The organism is Candidatus Eisenbacteria bacterium (genome assembly GCA_013140805.1).
In the GTDB taxonomy this organism is placed as follows: Bacteria; Eisenbacteria; RBG-16-71-46; order RBG-16-71-46; family RBG-16-71-46; genus JABFRW01.
On record JABFRW010000033.1, the window covers coordinates 20,402 to 35,338 of the forward strand.

General features: G+C 66.6%; 14 protein-coding genes. 12 read left to right on the forward strand and 2 right to left on the reverse strand.

Going from position 1 to position 14,937, the window contains the following annotated elements; all coding sequences use genetic code 11:
• The first annotated feature begins 5 nt into the window (after nt 1–5).
• The 9 genes from atpF (at nt 6) to HOP12_03500 (ending at nt 6,327) form a co-directional block, all read left to right on the forward strand.
• Nucleotides 6–497: a F0F1 ATP synthase subunit B gene (atpF, locus tag HOP12_03460; GenBank protein NOT33208.1), complete on the forward strand. Its 492-nt coding sequence runs from the start codon at nt 6–8 to the stop codon at nt 495–497.
• Nucleotides 494–1,039, forward strand: coding sequence for an ATP synthase F1 subunit delta (gene atpH / locus HOP12_03465; GenBank protein NOT33209.1), 546 nt, complete (start codon nt 494–496; stop codon nt 1,037–1,039). The genes atpF and atpH overlap by 4 nt, the downstream gene beginning before the upstream one ends.
• 47 nt (nt 1,040–1,086) lie before the next feature.
• A complete protein-coding gene (locus HOP12_03470) occupies nt 1,087–2,595 on the forward strand; it encodes a F0F1 ATP synthase subunit alpha (GenBank protein NOT33210.1) in 1,509 nt (502 codons plus the stop codon).
• A 2-nt stretch (nt 2,596–2,597) separates the two neighbouring features.
• Nucleotides 2,598–3,455: an ATP synthase F1 subunit gamma gene (gene atpG / locus HOP12_03475; GenBank protein ID NOT33211.1), complete on the forward strand. Its 858-nt coding sequence runs from the start codon at nt 2,598–2,600 to the stop codon at nt 3,453–3,455.
• 11 nt (nt 3,456–3,466) lie between these two features.
• On the forward strand, nt 3,467–4,876 hold the full coding sequence (atpD, locus tag HOP12_03480) for a F0F1 ATP synthase subunit beta (protein NOT33212.1): 1,410 nt from the start codon (nt 3,467–3,469) through the stop codon (nt 4,874–4,876).
• A gap of 18 nt (nt 4,877–4,894) precedes the next feature.
• Nucleotides 4,895–5,167, forward strand: coding sequence for an ATP synthase F1 subunit epsilon (gene atpC, locus HOP12_03485; protein NOT33213.1), 273 nt, complete (start codon nt 4,895–4,897; stop codon nt 5,165–5,167).
• 7 nt (nt 5,168–5,174) lie between these two features.
• Complete coding sequence (locus tag HOP12_03490) at nt 5,175–5,507, forward strand: hypothetical protein (GenBank protein ID NOT33214.1); 333 nt, start codon at nt 5,175–5,177, stop codon at nt 5,505–5,507.
• Nucleotides 5,508–5,655: 148 nt separating this feature from the next.
• Nucleotides 5,656–6,006 carry a hypothetical protein gene (locus HOP12_03495; GenBank protein ID NOT33215.1) on the forward strand — a complete coding sequence of 117 codons (351 nt, stop codon included), beginning with the start codon at nt 5,656–5,658 and terminating at the stop codon, nt 6,004–6,006.
• Nucleotides 6,007–6,051: 45 nt separating this feature from the next.
• A complete protein-coding gene (locus HOP12_03500; GenBank protein NOT33216.1) occupies nt 6,052–6,327 on the forward strand; it encodes a hypothetical protein in 276 nt (91 codons plus the stop codon).
• Between the two features lie 47 nt (nt 6,328–6,374).
• Here the strand turns inward: HOP12_03500 and HOP12_03505 are convergent, their stop codons facing one another.
• Nucleotides 6,375–8,900 (reverse strand): M20/M25/M40 family metallo-hydrolase, encoded by a 2,526-nt coding sequence (locus HOP12_03505; GenBank protein NOT33217.1) that lies wholly within the window; start codon nt 8,898–8,900, stop codon nt 6,375–6,377.
• 176 nt (nt 8,901–9,076) lie between these two features.
• On the opposite strand from HOP12_03505, the gene sthA reads away from it, so the two are divergent.
• Complete coding sequence (gene sthA, locus HOP12_03510) at nt 9,077–10,474, forward strand: Si-specific NAD(P)(+) transhydrogenase (protein NOT33218.1); 1,398 nt, start codon at nt 9,077–9,079, stop codon at nt 10,472–10,474.
• Nucleotides 10,475–10,490: 16 nt separating this feature from the next.
• Here the strand turns inward: sthA and HOP12_03515 are convergent, their stop codons facing one another.
• Nucleotides 10,491–11,417 (reverse strand): hypothetical protein, encoded by a 927-nt coding sequence (locus HOP12_03515; GenBank protein NOT33219.1) that lies wholly within the window; start codon nt 11,415–11,417, stop codon nt 10,491–10,493.
• 276 nt (nt 11,418–11,693) lie between these two features.
• Between HOP12_03515 and HOP12_03520 the strand changes: the two genes are divergently transcribed.
• Complete coding sequence (locus HOP12_03520) at nt 11,694–13,424, forward strand: hypothetical protein (GenBank protein NOT33220.1); 1,731 nt, start codon at nt 11,694–11,696, stop codon at nt 13,422–13,424.
• A gap of 104 nt (nt 13,425–13,528) precedes the next feature.
• Nucleotides 13,529–14,854 (forward strand): MATE family efflux transporter, encoded by a 1,326-nt coding sequence (locus HOP12_03525; protein ID NOT33221.1) that lies wholly within the window; start codon nt 13,529–13,531, stop codon nt 14,852–14,854.
• Nucleotides 14,855–14,937 lie beyond the last annotated feature (83 nt).

Consider the following 14,937-nt stretch of genomic DNA (forward strand, 5'->3'; position numbering starts at 1 on the left):
ACGTCATGAATGGATTGATCGATCTCAAGCTGGTTCTCACCCAGGCCTTAGGCTTCATCGTGATGGTCTGGGTCCTGAGCCGCTATGCGTGGAAGCCGCTGCTCGCGATCCTCGACAAGCGTCGCGCGGACATCGCGGCGGAGTTCGGCGAGGCCGAACGACGTCAGGCGGCGGCCGAGGCGCTCAAGGCCAGGTACGAGGGCGAACTGCGCGGCATCGAAGCGCAGGCGCGCCAGCGCCTGCAGGACGCGGTCGCCGAGGGCAACAAGGTGGCGGGCGAGATCCGCTCGCAGGCCCAGACCGAAGCGGCTTCACGACTCGAGCGCGCGCAGGACGACATCTCGCGCGAGCGCGAGCGGGCCAAGGAAATCCTCAAGGAGCAGACCATCAGCCTCGCGATGCGGGCCGCCGAGAAGATCCTGCGGTCCAAGCTCGATGAGCCGACGCACCGCAAGCTCGCGGGTGACTTCATCGACGAGGTGGGAGCGCGCCAGTGAAGGAATCCTCGGTCGCCGGCCGCTACGCACGTGCCCTGATGCTGATCACCGAGAAGCGCAGCGAAACGGTGCGCTCGCTCGCGGATCTCAAGGCGGTGCTGGCGACGCTGGGCCCGGAGACCCGGTCGGGCAGCATGCTCGCGAGCCCGCTGGTGCGGCTCGCCGACAAGCGCAAGGTGCTGGCCGAGGTGTTGAAGCCGCATGCGCTGCCGACCGTGGTGGTGTTCGTGGATCTGCTGCTGCGCAAGAAACGCCTCAACGAACTTCCCGGCATCACGCAGAGCTTCGAGGCGCTGGTCGAGAAACTGCAGGGCATCCGCCGCGCGCAGGTCGTGAGTGCGGTGCCGCTGACGCCGGAGGAAATTCAGCGATTGCATCGCGAGCTGGAGCGGCTCACGGGCGGCAAAATAAACCTCGCGACCGAAGTGGACGCATCCCTCGTGGGCGGGGCGATGGTCCGCATTGGTGATCGCGTGATCGACCGCAGTGTCACGACTCTGCTTCAAGCCATGGAACAACGACTGCTCGAGACGTCGGTCTGATGGTCAGCCACGTCCTCAACACTCAGCCATAGAGAAGGTCCGACCTCATGTCCTTTCGACCCGAAGAAGTGAGCGCGATACTCGCGCAGGAACTCGAACGCTACGAGGCCAAGCTCGAAACCAAGAGCGTCGGCACCGTGCTCTCGGTGGGCGACGGTATCGCCCGCCTGTGGGGCCTCGAGGACGCCATGGCCGGTGAGTTGCTCAAGTTCCCGGGCGACGTGATGGGCATGGTGCTGAACCTCGAAGAAGACAACGTCGGCGCGGTGCTGTTCGGCTCCGACAAGAACATCAAGGAAGGCGACCGCGTCGAGCGCACCAACCGCATCGCGTCGGTGCCGGTCGGCAAGGCGATGATCGGCCGCGTGGTGAACGCGCTCGGCCAGCCGGTCGACGGCAAGGGGCCGATCGGCTCGGACAAGTTCCGCACCATCGAGTTCAACGCGCCCGGCGTGATCGAGCGCCAGCCGGTCACCGAACCGCTGCAGACCGGCATCAAGGCGATCGACGCGATGATCCCGATCGGCCGCGGACAGCGCGAACTGATCATCGGCGACCGCCAGACCGGCAAGACCACGATCGCGCTCGACACCATCATTCATCAGAAGGGCAAGGACGTGGTGTGCGTCTACGTCGCGATCGGTCAGAAGGAATCGACCGTCGCGAACGTGGTGTCGACGCTCGAGAAGCACGGCGCCATGGAATACACGATCGTGGTGACCGCCTCGGCTTCGGAGCCCGCACCGCTCCAGTACATCGCGCCCTACGCGGGTGTGGCGATGGGCGAGGAGTTCACGTACGCCGGCGGCCACGTGTTGTGCGTGTACGACGACCTTTCCAAGCACGCGGCCGCTTACCGCCAGCTCTCGCTGCTGTTGCGCCGTCCGCCGGGTCGCGAGGCGTACCCCGGCGACGTGTTCTACCTGCACTCGCGACTGCTCGAGCGCGCCTGCAAGCTCTCGAAGGAGAAGGGCGCCGGTTCGCTGACGGCACTGCCGTTCATCGAAACTCAGGCCGGCGATGTCTCGGCCTACATTCCGACCAACGTGATCTCGATCACCGACGGCCAGATCTTCCTCGAGTCGGATCTCTTCTACTCGGGTGTGCGGCCCGCCATCAACGTCGGCATCTCGGTGTCGCGCGTCGGTGGCAACGCACAGATCAAGGCGATGCGTCAGGTTGCCGGACGCCTGCGCCTCGACCTCGCGCAGTACCGTTCGCTCGCGGCGTTCGCGCAGTTCGGCTCCGACCTCGACAAGTCGACGCAGGCGCAGCTGACGCGCGGCGAGCGCATGGTCGAGTTGCTCAAGCAGGGCCAGTTCGTTCCGATGGCGGTCGAGCGCCAGGTGGTGTCGATCTTCTCGGGCGTGAACGGCTACCTCGACGACGTGCCGCTCCTCGCGGTGCGACGCTTCGAGGAGGAGTTCCTCGCGTTCGTCGACAAGAACTACGCCGAGGTCCCGCACAACATCCGCACCAAGGGTGCGATGTCGGACGAGGATCAGAAGCGTCTGCACGACGCAGCCAAGCAGTTCAAGACCGTGTTCAAGGCCTGATCGTGGCATCGCTCAAAGACCTGAGACGGCGCATCCGCGCCACCAAGAACATGCAGCAGATCTTCAAGGCGATGGAGATGGTGTCCGCCGCCAAGCTGCGGCGTGCTCAACAGCGTGCTCAGGCTGCCAGTCCCTACGCGGCGAAGATCACCGAGATGCTCGCGAACCTCGCCGGCTCGGCGTCGGAGCTCGAGCACCCGCTGTTCAAGGTGCGCGAGGTCAAGACCACCGCGCTGGTGGTGGTGACGTCGCAGCGCGGATTCTGTGGCGCCTACAACTCGAACCTGATTCGCGCCACCGAGCAGCGGCTGCGGGCCGCGGCGCCGGGCACGATCCAGCTGGTGTTGATCGGCAAGAAGGGCAACGACTACTTCCGTCGCCGCAACTGGCCGATTCTCGCCGCCTACACGGACCTGCCGGGCGAAGCGAACCTCGAATTCGCGCGGCGCATCATGCAGGACCTGACGGAACACTTCACGAGCGGCACGGTCGATCGCGTCGAAGTGATGTACTCGCACTTCCTGAACGCGCTGTCGCGCAAGATCGTGACCGAAGTGTTCCTGCCGGTCGGCGCGAGCGAGTCACAGGTGGTCCCGCAGGACCGCGGCACCATCTTCGAGCCCGACCCCGAGATCATCTTCGGCGAGCTGCTGCCGCGTTATGCGAGCGCCAAGCTCTACGCCGGCATGGCCGACGCGCTGGCGTGCGAGTACTCGGCACGCATGGTGGCGATGGGCTCCGCGCGCAAGAACGCAGGTGAACTCGTGGACAGCCTCACGCTGACTCGCAACCGGCTGCGCCAGGCGGCCATCACGAAGGAAATCGCCGAGCTGGTTGGCGGCGTCGAAGCACTCAAGTAAGGGAGTCACGCATGAACATCGGACGAGTCGTCCAGGTGATCGGACCCACGGTCGACGTGGCGTTCGATCCCGACAAGCTGCCCAACATCCTCGACGCGATCACGATCACCGACAAGGCGCGCGGCATCGACGTGACGGTCGAAGCGGCGCTGCACGTCGGTGACAACGTGGTGCGCTGCATCGCCATGAGCTCGACCGACGGACTGGTGCGCGGCATGGCGGCTCACGACACCGGCGCACCGATCACGGTGCCGGTCGGCGAGCCGTGCCTGGGCCGCATCTTCAATCTGCTCGGGCTTCCGATCGACGGCAAGGGACCGGTCAAGGTCGACAAGAGCTACCCGATCCATCGTTCGCCTCCGGCGTTCGACGAGCAGGCGACCGAAAAGCAGATCTTCGAGACCGGGATCAAGGTCGTCGACTTGCTCGCGCCTTATCAGCGCGGCGGCAAGGTCGGTCTGTTCGGTGGCGCCGGCGTCGGCAAGACGGTGCTGATCCAGGAGCTGATCCGCAACATCGCGACCGAGCACGGCGGCTTCTCGGTGTTCGCGGGCGTCGGCGAGCGCACCCGCGAGGGCAACGATCTCTATCGCGAAATGACCGAGTCGGGCGTCATCGCGAAAACCGTGATGGTGTTCGGCCAGATGAACGAGCCGCCGGGAGCGCGCCTGCGCGTCGGCTTGACGGGCGTCACGATGGCCGAGTACTTCCGCGACGAGAAGGGCCAGGACGTGCTGTTCTTCGTGGACAACATCTTCCGCTTCACGCAGGCCGGCTCCGAAGTGTCGGCGCTGCTCGGCCGCATGCCGAGTGCCGTCGGCTACCAGCCGACGCTCGCAACCGAGATGGGTGCTCTTCAGGAGCGCATCACCACGACCAAGAAGGGCTCGATCACTTCGGTGCAGGCGATCTACGTGCCGGCCGACGACCTGACCGACCCGGCGCCCGCGAACGCGTTCGCGCATCTCGACGCCACCACGGTGCTGGAGCGCTCGATCGCCGAGATGGGCATCTACCCCGCCGTCGATCCGCTCGCCTCGACCTCGCGCATTCTGGATCCGCAGATCGTCGGCGAGGAGCACTACGCGGTCGCCCGCCAGGTGCAGCGGATTCTGCAGCGTTACAAGGACCTCACCGACATCATCGCGATCCTCGGCATGGACGAGCTGTCCGAAGAGGACAAGATCACCGTGTCGCGTGCACGCAAGCTGCAGCGCTTCCTGTCGCAGCCGTTCTTCGTCGCCGAAGCGTTCACCGGCTCGCCCGGCAAGTACGTGAAGCTCGAGGACACGGTCAAGAGCTTCCGCATGATCGTCGACGGCAAGTTCGATCATCTGCCCGAGCAGGCCTTCTACATGAAGGGCGGCATCGAGGAAGTGATCGAGCACGGTGAGAAGCTCATGGCGGTGAACGCGGCCTAACCGGGAATCGAGCGAACCATGTCGAACACGTTCACGCTGATGGTGCTGACCCCCGAACGCACGGTGTTCGAGGGCGCGGTCGAGTACGTCGAGGTGCCCGGAACCGAGGGCTACCTGGGCGTGCTTGCGAACCATGCGCCGCTCGTCAGCGGACTGGCGGCCGGCAAGCTCAAGGTGCGCAAGCCCGGCGGCGCGATCGAGACGTTCGAGGTCAGTGGCGGGTTCTTCGAGGTCTCGCAGAACCAGGCGACGGTGCTGGCGGATAGCGTGAGCGGCGGCGCCACGACGTAGCGAGCGGTTGACGAGGCAGTCAGCTCAGCGCCCGGGTGCCGGCGCCGCGCAGGTCCATCGTGCGGCGGGCTTCGCGCAGCCACTCGCGCGCGTGCCCGACGTCACCGAGTCGGGGCAGCCCGCCGAGTGCGACTTCCGACTCTGCGCTCCCCACATGAAGGTCAAGCCGATGATCGCGAACGTCCGTTTCGCCGCAGGCTGTCGACCGGCCAAGGACATGCTTGCCGCAGGAAAGCTGGTGACGCACGGCATCCGCAAGGGCGACACGCAGGCGATGGCGGCCAATGACAAGCCCGAGGGACGCGCGATGAACCGTCGTGTGGAGTTCGCGAAGCTCTAGCGCTCCACGACCTCGACCGTGCCGCGCCACTCCGCAAGTCGCTCGAGTCCGGGCCGCATTCGTTGCGTCCGACCGCTGGAATCCCCTACGGTCCGCCGGTCGGCACGGATGCCCGGTCGACTCGATCACTCATCGGAGGAGGTCCCGCATGCGCCGCTTCACCGTTTCCGCTGTCGCACTCCCTGTCGTCGCGGTCGCCCTCGCGAGCTGCGTGTCGCTGAGTTCGTCGGCGACCCTGCGGTTCGGCGGCACTGTGTTCGGCGGGTTGAACGCGTACTCGCTGGACGACTGGAACGACGTCATCGACCTCTCGAACGGCAGTGCCACCGACAAGGACGACAACATCACGAGCGGAATGTCGTTCGGGGTCGGACCGCACCTGCTGGTCAATGATCAATGGATGATCGGCGCGCACTTCGAGAAGCTGACGCCCAAGAAGAGCAGCGACGACCTCGATGTCGAGCTGGCGGCCAACGCCCTGGGCGCCTCGGTCGGATAGCTGTTCGAGCCGCACGGCCGGATCGGATTCGGACTGGGCGTCGCGGTGGACAAGCTCACGCTGTCGGGCGAGGTGTCGGATGTCTCCAACACGTTTGATGTCGAGGGCTCAGGGATCGGATTCTCGATGCTGGGGCTCGGCAACTACTCGTTCTCGCCCATGCTGAGCGGCGGGCTGGCGTTCGGTTACCGCGTGGCGGATATCGAAATCGACGACGTGGGAGGACAGACCCCCGAGGACTTCGACTCGGCGCTCGAGACCGAGAACTACTCGGGCGTTGTCGCTCGAGTGAGCCTGAGCTTCACGCAGCGCAGGAAGTAGGGTCGGACGGAGCCGGGCGCGACCTGCGCCTGGCTCCGTGCTCCACGCTACTGAATCAACACCAACCTGCGCGCCCGAACCTGGCCGAGCGTCTCGAGCCGGTAGAAGTACACCCCGGTTGCCGCGAGCGCTCCGGCGCCATCGCGGCCATCCCAACGCACTTCGTGAGCGCCGGCGTCACGCGCGCCGCGGACCAGCGAGCGCACCAGGCGACCGCGCACGTCGTAGATCGCGAGCCCGACGGTCGCGCGTGAAGGCAGCTCGAAGCGCAGTGTTGCGCCCGCATGCGCCGGATTCGGCATGCTCGTGTGCAACACGACACCGCGCGAAGGCGCGGCGTCTTCCACGCCCGTCAGCAGCGGCGTGTAGGCGGTGAGCTTGACCTCGTCCAGGTTCCAGCCGCCGTAGTGCACGGTGGCGTTCGACCGCATGCCGAAGCGCACCTTCACGCTCGGATTGCCGTCGGCGATCGAGCCGACGTTGAAGGACTGCGCAGTCCAGTTCGCATCGATCAGCGGAGTCGTGGCCGGGTTCGACCACACCAGCGTGCCGTTCACCCACACCAGGGCCGCATCCCAGGTGCCGCCGTCGGACTTGTCGGTCGCGAGTTTTCGCATGAAAGAGAGCTGCACGTCGGTCGCCTGCGAGCAATCGACCGCGGGCGATTCGAACCAGCTGTTGGTGAACGGTTCATAGCGGCCGAGATTGGCGCCGAGGCCGGTGATGTCGGTGCCCGCGATCATGGCTCCCGCGAACGCTGCAGTCGGATCCTCCGCGAGCCCGGCGGGTGCGGCAACCTGCCAGTCGTTGCCGGTGCCGCCGCTCGTCCAGCCGGTTGCTCCGGTCTCGAAGCCCTCCGCGAGCAGCGTGGTGCGTGACGAGACGAGGAACTGATGCACCACCGCGGGCGCGCCGTCGGGGGAGACTGCGAGCCGATTCGCGTCGTCCCTCGCACTCATCCAATAGCGCACAGTCGTGCCGCTTGGCTGGCCGGGGATGAACGCGTGGTAATTGCCCGGCGGCGAGATCGCGGTCATGACCTGCGCGACCTCGGGCCCGCCATTCGACCAGTGGAGCAGCAGCGAGTCCGGAACCAGCGCTCCGCTGGTGGTCAGACTCGTCACGACTTCGTAGGGGCCGGTGGTGTTCGCGGTGTTCTCGAGCGGCGTGTGCGAGAACAGGAACACGCGTGGCACCGCGACGTGCGCGATGGTCGCGAGTCCGGCGCGCACCACGTCGCTCTGGATCGCGGTCTGGTTCCAGCCCGTGGTGTCGCAGGTCTGGTGATAGCACGGGAAGTCTTCGTATTCGTCCTCGATCGCGAGGAACGCCGGGAAGTTGTTGTCCTGGAACGGCACGTGGTCCGAGCCGAAGCTGAACAGCACCAGGTCGGCCGCCAGCGTGGTGTACTGCGCGCACGCGTCGTTCATGACGTTCATGAGCGGCAGCCAGGCGGATTCGCCCTCGATGTCGATCTTGTGGTTGAGATTTCGCCACCCGATCATGTCGAAGATCACCACGCCCACGATCGAATCCCCGCGCGCGGCGGCGGCATCCGCGTAGTGCTCGGAGCCGAACAGGCCCTGCTCTTCGCCGGTGAACGCGATGAACTTGATGGTGTTCTTGAACGAGTAGTTCTTGAGGATCTCCGCGATCATCAGCAGCCCCGCCGTACCGCTCGCGTTGTCGTTCGCTCCGGGTGCGTTGGTGCTCGCGACCGGCGAGGTCGAGTCGAGATGAGCACCCAGGATCACCACCCGGTTCGGGGTCTCGTCGCCGGGCTTGGTTGCAACCACGTTGCGGGCACTCACCGACGAGAACGTGAACGGGTCGTAGGCGACGTCGGCGTAGCCCATCGCCTGGAAGCGTTCGAACACGTACTGCTCGGCCTTGTCGCACAGCGCGGTCGGCGTCGAGCGCGTCACGAACGAGGTCGGGACTCCGCCGACGTTGACCGAGAACTTCCCGGCCAGCTGCCCGATCATCTGGATCAGCGTCGGCCCCGACACCTGATCGACCATCTGCTGGACGACCGGCGAGAAGCTGGTGACGTTCAGCGTCGGGCCACCCGGCGAACGCTCGACGGTGGTGATCTCGGTTCGCTTCCGAAGCGAGCGCTCGCGCAACACTTTTCGATGGTGCGGAAGCAGGCCTTCGCTCTCGGGCAGTGTGCCCTCCGAAGCGATCAGCCAGTCGTCTCCGCCGCGCCACAGCACCTGCGCGCCGACTCGCGCGACCTGGGAGGCGTCGAGCGTGGCTTGCCCGTGACCTTCCGACCGCAGCAGCGTGATCATGCCGTGGGCCGGCAGAGCGATCGGGCCGTCGATGCGAAAGCCGGCCGCGCGCAGGCGCGCCAGCGACGCTTCGTTCGCAACGAGTACGGCATCGGGGAAGCGATCGAGCAGTTCGGCCCCGGTGGCCATCGCCTGTTCGAGCGTGCGGCCGTCGAGCCACGCCACGTGCAGGCGGGCGGGCCGCGGAGTCAGATCGCGGGCTGCCAGCGTCGGAGTGGTCAGGAGCGTCGCCGCGATGGCCGCGGCGAACAGGACGGAGAGGGCGGGGTGACGTGGCATGAGGGCTCCGAGTCGACAGTCGGCGGCGGTGGAATCAGCCGACAGAGATTGAAGGCACGCGGCGGCCCGGTCAATCCCGCTTTTTCGCTCGATGACGACCGCGCTCGAAGCAGCATCGGCAGTCGCGGCCATTCGAAGTATCCTGCCGCGTCGCCCGCCCCATGACCGGAGTCCTCATGCAACCCTTCGACATCGTCGTGATCGGCAGCGGCCCCGCCGGCCAGCGCGCGGCGATTCAGGCCGCGAAGCTCGGCAAGCGCGTCGCGCTGATCGAGAAGCAGATGGAGCTGGGTGGCGTGTGCATCAATACCGGCACGCTCCCGAGCAAGACACTGCGCGAAGCCGTGCTCGATCTGTCGGGTCTGCGGCAGCGCGGGCTCTACGGCGACTCCTATCGGGGCAAGAACGAAGTCACGGCGGCCGACCTGCTGTGGCGCGCAGACCTGATCCTCAAGCGCGAGCGCGAGGTGATCCGCGCACAGCTGCTGCGCAATCACGTCAACCTGCTCGAGGGATTCGGACGGCTCGCGGGGCCGAACGAAGTGGCGGTCGAAACACCAGGCGGCATCGAAACCTGCCGGACGGAATTCGTGGTGATCGCGGTGGGAACCGCTCCCGCGGTGCCGCGCGGCATGGAAGCGGACCATCAGATCGTGCTCACGAGCGACGACATCCTGTCGCTCAAGGCGCTCCCCCAGCGGCTGGTCGTGGTCGGCGGAGGCATCATCGGCATCGAGTACGCCACCATGTTCGCCGCGCTGGGTATCGATGTCACGGTGATCGACAAGCGCACCGAGCTGCTCGAGATGGTCGACGCCGAGATCATGGCGGCACTGCGCTACCAGTCGGGAGTGCTCGGCGTGACGTTGCGACTCGGCGAAGAGGTGCACGGCATCGAACGCGGCGCGCAGACCTGGGTCCAGCTCGAGAGCGGCAAGCGCATCTCGACCGACATGGTGCTGATCTCGGCGGGGCGTCAGGGCGCGACCGCGAATCTCGGTCTCGAAACGGCGGGCATCGAAGCCGATGCGCGTGGCCGCATCACGGTCGACGCGCACTACCGCACTTCGGCGCCGAACATCTACGCGGCCGGCGACGTGATCGGCTCGCCGGCGCTCGCTTCGACCAGCATGGAGCAGGGGCGTCTCGCGACCTGTCACGCGTTCGGGGTGGAGGCGCGAAGCGTGCCGGAGCTGTTCCCGTACGGCATCTATGCGATTCCCGAGATCGCGTGGGTCGGTGCGACCGAGGCAGACCTCACCTCGCGCGGCGTGCCGTTCGAAACCGGCGTCGCGCGCTATCGAGAGATCGCCCGCGGCCAGATCGTCGGCGATCTCGATGGCATGCTGAAGCTCATCTTCCATCTCGACACGCGGCGCATCCTGGGCGTCTGGATCATGGGGACCCAGGCGGCCGAGCTGGTCCATGTCGGGCAGGCCGTGATGGCGCTCGACGGCACACTCGATTACTTCGTGACCGGAGTCTTCAACTACCCGACGCTCGCGGAGTGCTACAAGGTCGCGGCGCTCGACGGCTACAACAAGGTGCGTGAAGCCGTGCGAGCGCCTGCCTGAGAGTCCGCTCGGCGCTTCAGCGGTAGAGCGCCTTGATGCGTCCCCACGAGCTCGAGACCGAGACCGTCGGGCGTTCGTCGCGGCGGAAGTCGAGGTCGACGACCTTGTCGCCGGGGGCCGGCGTGAGCACCGCCGCATTCACCTCGACGAACGTGAGCGGATCAAACTTGTGCACCTGCGCGCTGACGCCATCCACCACGTAGATGTGGCCATCGTGCGGGCTGATCGCGATGCCGTGCGTGTTGCCCCATCCCGTACCCGAGAACGAGCCCAGGAAGTTGTGCGCGGGCGTCGAGTCGAAGCGGAAGACCTGGTTGGTGCCGAGCGCGGTCACGAGGATCTCGCCGTTCAGGAACGCGACGTCGTTCCCGCGGCCGATTCCCGGCAGTGACCACGAGCTGACGATCGCTCCGCTGGTCGGATCCACCTCGACCACGCCGTTGCCGCCGTACTGGCAGACGTACAGGTTGCCGTTCGGCCCGAACGCCATGTCGGCCGGTCCGCCCGGGATGTTGGTCTTCACCTGCACGAATCCGCCGGTCACGCTGTCGTACTCGATCAACTGATCGCTCAGCGTCGAGGTCACGAACACGTTGCCGTTCGGCGCGTAGACGCCGGCCCACTGCCACGCGACGGGTCCGTAGGACTTGATGAAGGCGCCGGTCGCGGCGTCGAACTCGAACATGCCGTTGAAGCCGCCCACCAGCACCCGGCCATTGAGCGGTCCGAAGTGAATGCCGAGCGGGCTGTGGGTGGTCGGCGTGAGGATGCCGAGATACGAGCCGGTGGCGCCGGTGTAGACGCGCACCGTGTTCGAGACGTCGCCGGTCACGTACATGTCGAGCAGTCCGCCGACAGCGACGGCCGGCCGGGCCTCGATCGAATTCAATGCGAGCGAAGTGGCGATCAGCACCAGCAGGGAGCGGACGTTTCGGCGGCCCATGGGGGAGGTCCTCGATGCGAGTTGTGGTTGGGGCGCCCGGGGCAGCGGGGGCGCAGCAGTAGGGGTGTGCCGGATCGAAGCATGCGGCCGGACGACCGCCCGAGGCAATGGCGAAAGTCGGTGGCCAGGGCCGATGTTCGTCGAGCGGCATTCGCGCCCGACGCACTTGTCACGCCCCGGCACCCGTTCGCGGAAAACCGGCTGTCGGAGCCGCATTCGTGCCGTAAGCTTGCCCCTCTGCAAGACCGCGAGCGACTCCCAGGAGGAACGAAGACCATGACCCCGATCCGACTTTCGCATGATGGGCTGAGCGTGCTTCGTGTTGCGCAACGCGCGCTCCTCGGATTCTCGATCGTCGGCAGCCTGATCTTCACGGCCGCACCCGGTTTCGCGGCCGGGCTACCGCTCGAGCGCCCCGACGATCCACCGCTGCCGGCAGCCAAGGCTCCGCCGGGAGCTCGCAGTGCCGCGAACGTCAGCTTCGGGCGCTTCACGCACATTCAGGTCAACGTCAACGGCCTCGGCGCGAACATCCCCGGCGATGCGGCGAATGAGCCGTCGATCGCGGTCGATCCGAACGACCACAACCGCATGGCGATCGGGTGGCGGCAGTTCGACAACGTGGCTTCGAACTTTCGTCAGGCCGGCTTCGGATTCACCACCAATGGCGGACTCACCTGGACCGCCGGCAAGATCGAGCCCGGTGTGTTTCGGAGCGACCCGGTGCTTCACTCCGACGGCGCCGGCAATTTCTTCTACAACAGCCTGACCTCGACCTCGATCATCACCACGCAGCTGTTTCCGTCGACTGATGGCGGCGCGACGTGGGGTGCCTCGACGTTCGCGTTCGGCGGCGACAAACAGTGGATGACGATCGATCGCACCGGTGGACTGGGCCACGATCACATCTATCAGGCCTGGAGCACCGCCGCGAATTCCTACGAACCCAACACCTTCAATCGATCCAACGATGACGGCGACACGTTCCAGTCGCCGAGCATCATTCCCGATTCGCCGGTGTGGGGAACGCTCGACGTTGCGAGTGACGGCACGCTGTACGTGGTCGGCACCGAAGGACCTGGCGGACTGATCTTCGTCGCGCGCTCGACCGACGCGAAGAACGCGCTCGTGACGCCCACGTTCACGACCGTACCCGTCGACCTCGGTGGCTTCGTGCAGACCGGTGGGCCCAATCCGGCCGGACTGCTCGGCCAGCTGTGGGTCGCCGTCGACCGTTCGACCGGACCGCGCGCCGGCTGGATCTACGTGCTCGGATCGGTCCGGACCGAGAACGATCCGCTCGACGTGAACTTCATTCGCAGCACCGACGGCGGTCAGACCTGGAGCGTGCCGCTGCGGGTCAACGACGACCCGAGCGGCAATCGCGCATTCCAGTGGTTCGGGTCCATGTCGGTCTCACCGGAGGGCCGCATCGACGCGGTGTGGAATGACACGCGCGCTTCGGCGGACAGCACCAAGAGCGCGCTCTACTATTCGTATTCGACCGATGGCGGCTCGAGCTGGTCGGTGAACGAGCAGGCGAGCCCGATCTGGACCAGCACGGTCGGCTTTCCAAATCAGGCGAAAATCGGCGACTACTGCCACATGGTCTCGGACAGCGACGGCGCCGATCTCGCCTGGGCCGCCACCTTCAGCGGTGGCCAGGACGTCTACTACGTTCGCATTCCGAGTCTCGTGCCGGTCGCGGTCGCCGAGCCGCCGGGGCGTGGCGCGCGGCTGCACGCCGGCTCGCCGAATCCGTTCACCTCCGCGACCTCGATTCGTTTCGACGTGCCGCCGGCCGGCTCGCGCGTGAAGCTGGAGGTGTTCGATGCCGGCGGACATCGCGTCGCCACGCTGGTCGACGCGTTCGTGCCGGGAGGGACGCACCTCGCTCGCTGGGCAGGAGTCGACCGGTCGGGCCGCACGATGAATGCGGGCGTGTACTTCGCTCGCTTCGAAGCCGACGGGCATCGGGAGTCTCGAAAGTTGATGTTGCTTCGATAGCCGGAGGGCAGGACGTCCGCGCGCGACTTGGCGCCTGCGCGGTTTCCGGTTACTTCTCCGGCATGCTCCGGAACTTCGTACCCACTGCCGCGGATGTCCGCTCGTTGCTGCGCCTGGCGGTGCCGATCGTCACCGTGCAGGTCGGCATCATGCTGATGGGCGTGGTCGACACCATCGTGGTCGGCCACGTCTCGGCGCGTGAACTTGCGGCGGCGTCGCTCGGGCACCTGTACGTGTTCGGGCTCGCGGTATTCGCGATGGGAACGTTGTGGGCGCTCGACCCGATCGTTTCGCAGGCGATGGGCGCGCGCGACCACGAGGCGGCTTCGCTCGGCATCCAGCGTGGACTGGTGCTCGGGGTGCTGCTCGGCATCGTCATGACCTTGCTGTGCTTCCCGGCCGAAGCGGTGTTCCGGGCGCTGCGCCAGCCCGCTGACGTGGTGCCGCGCGCGGCCGGCTTCGTGTGGATGTCGGCGCCCAGCATGTCGGCATTGCTGATGTTCGTGATGCTGCGCCAGAGCCTCCAGGCGATGAAGCACACGCGGTCGATCGTCGTCACGATCGTGGTCGGCAATCTCGTGAACCTCGCGCTCAACTGGGTGCTGGTGTTCGGCAACCTGGGCGCCCCGGCGATGGGTGCGATCGGCTCGGCTCTCTCCAGCACGATCGGGCGCTGGGTGATGCTGCTGATGCTGATCGCGCTGTCGTGGCGCCACATCGGTCCGATGCTGCGCCCGTGGCATCCCGAAGCACTGGCGCGCGGCCCGCTGCTCAAGACGCTTCGGATCGGACTGCCGATCGGGATCCAGTCGACGGTCGAGTTCACGACCTTTGCCGCGATCTCGATCTTCGCCGGCTGGTTCGGCGCCGAGGCGATCGGCGGGCACCAGGTGGCGATCAATCTCTCCTCACTCACCTTCATGGTGCCGATGGGCGTCGGGAGCGCGGCGGCGGTGCTGGTCGGTCACGCGATCGGCGAGGGCGACATCGGACACGCGCGACGCATCGCGGCGAGTGCGCTGCTGTGCGGTGCCGGCTTCATGGCCCTGTGCGCGCTCGTGCTGCTGGCGATCCCGGGGCACTTTGCGGCGCTCTATACCTCGGTGCCGGGCATCGTGGCGCTGGCCTCGACGCTGATTCCGATCGCGGGGGTGTTCCAGATCTTCGACGGCCTCCAGGTCGTTGCGTCCGGTGTGCTGCGCGGTGCGGGCGACACGCGCGCGGCGTTGATCTCGAACGTGCTCGGCTTCTGGCTGATCGGCATTCCGGTCAGTCTGTGGCTCGGCTTCGGGCTCGGTGGCGGGGTGGTCGGGCTGTGGTGGGGTTTTGTGGCCGGGCTGTTCGCGGTCGCTCTCTTCCTCGTGCTCCGAGTGCGATTCCGCCTCGCGGGCGAGATCGCACGCCTGAACGTCGACGCGGCTCGCGGCTAACCGCTCCGGGTGCCGGGGGGCCATCCCGGATCATCCCCGTGCACGTGCGCTGGGCGCCGTCCGAATCGCCGTTCGTCCCATTG

Coding starts and splice junctions, on each gene's coding strand:
- atpF (NOT33208.1), top strand. CDS start 6: ATGAATGGATTGATCGATCTCAAGCTGGTTCTCACCCAGGCCTTAGGC.
- HOP12_03470 (NOT33210.1), top strand. CDS start 1,087: ATGTCCTTTCGACCCGAAGAAGTGAGCGCGATACTCGCGCAGGAACTC.
- atpD (NOT33212.1), top strand. CDS start 3,467: ATGAACATCGGACGAGTCGTCCAGGTGATCGGACCCACGGTCGACGTG.
- atpC (NOT33213.1), top strand. CDS start 4,895: ATGTCGAACACGTTCACGCTGATGGTGCTGACCCCCGAACGCACGGTG.
- HOP12_03495 (NOT33215.1), top strand. CDS start 5,656: ATGCGCCGCTTCACCGTTTCCGCTGTCGCACTCCCTGTCGTCGCGGTC.
- HOP12_03505 (NOT33217.1), bottom strand. CDS start 8,900: ATGCCACGTCACCCCGCCCTCTCCGTCCTGTTCGCCGCGGCCATCGCG.
- sthA (NOT33218.1), top strand. CDS start 9,077: ATGCAACCCTTCGACATCGTCGTGATCGGCAGCGGCCCCGCCGGCCAG.
- HOP12_03515 (NOT33219.1), bottom strand. CDS start 11,417: ATGGGCCGCCGAAACGTCCGCTCCCTGCTGGTGCTGATCGCCACTTCG.
- HOP12_03520 (NOT33220.1), top strand. CDS start 11,694: ATGACCCCGATCCGACTTTCGCATGATGGGCTGAGCGTGCTTCGTGTT.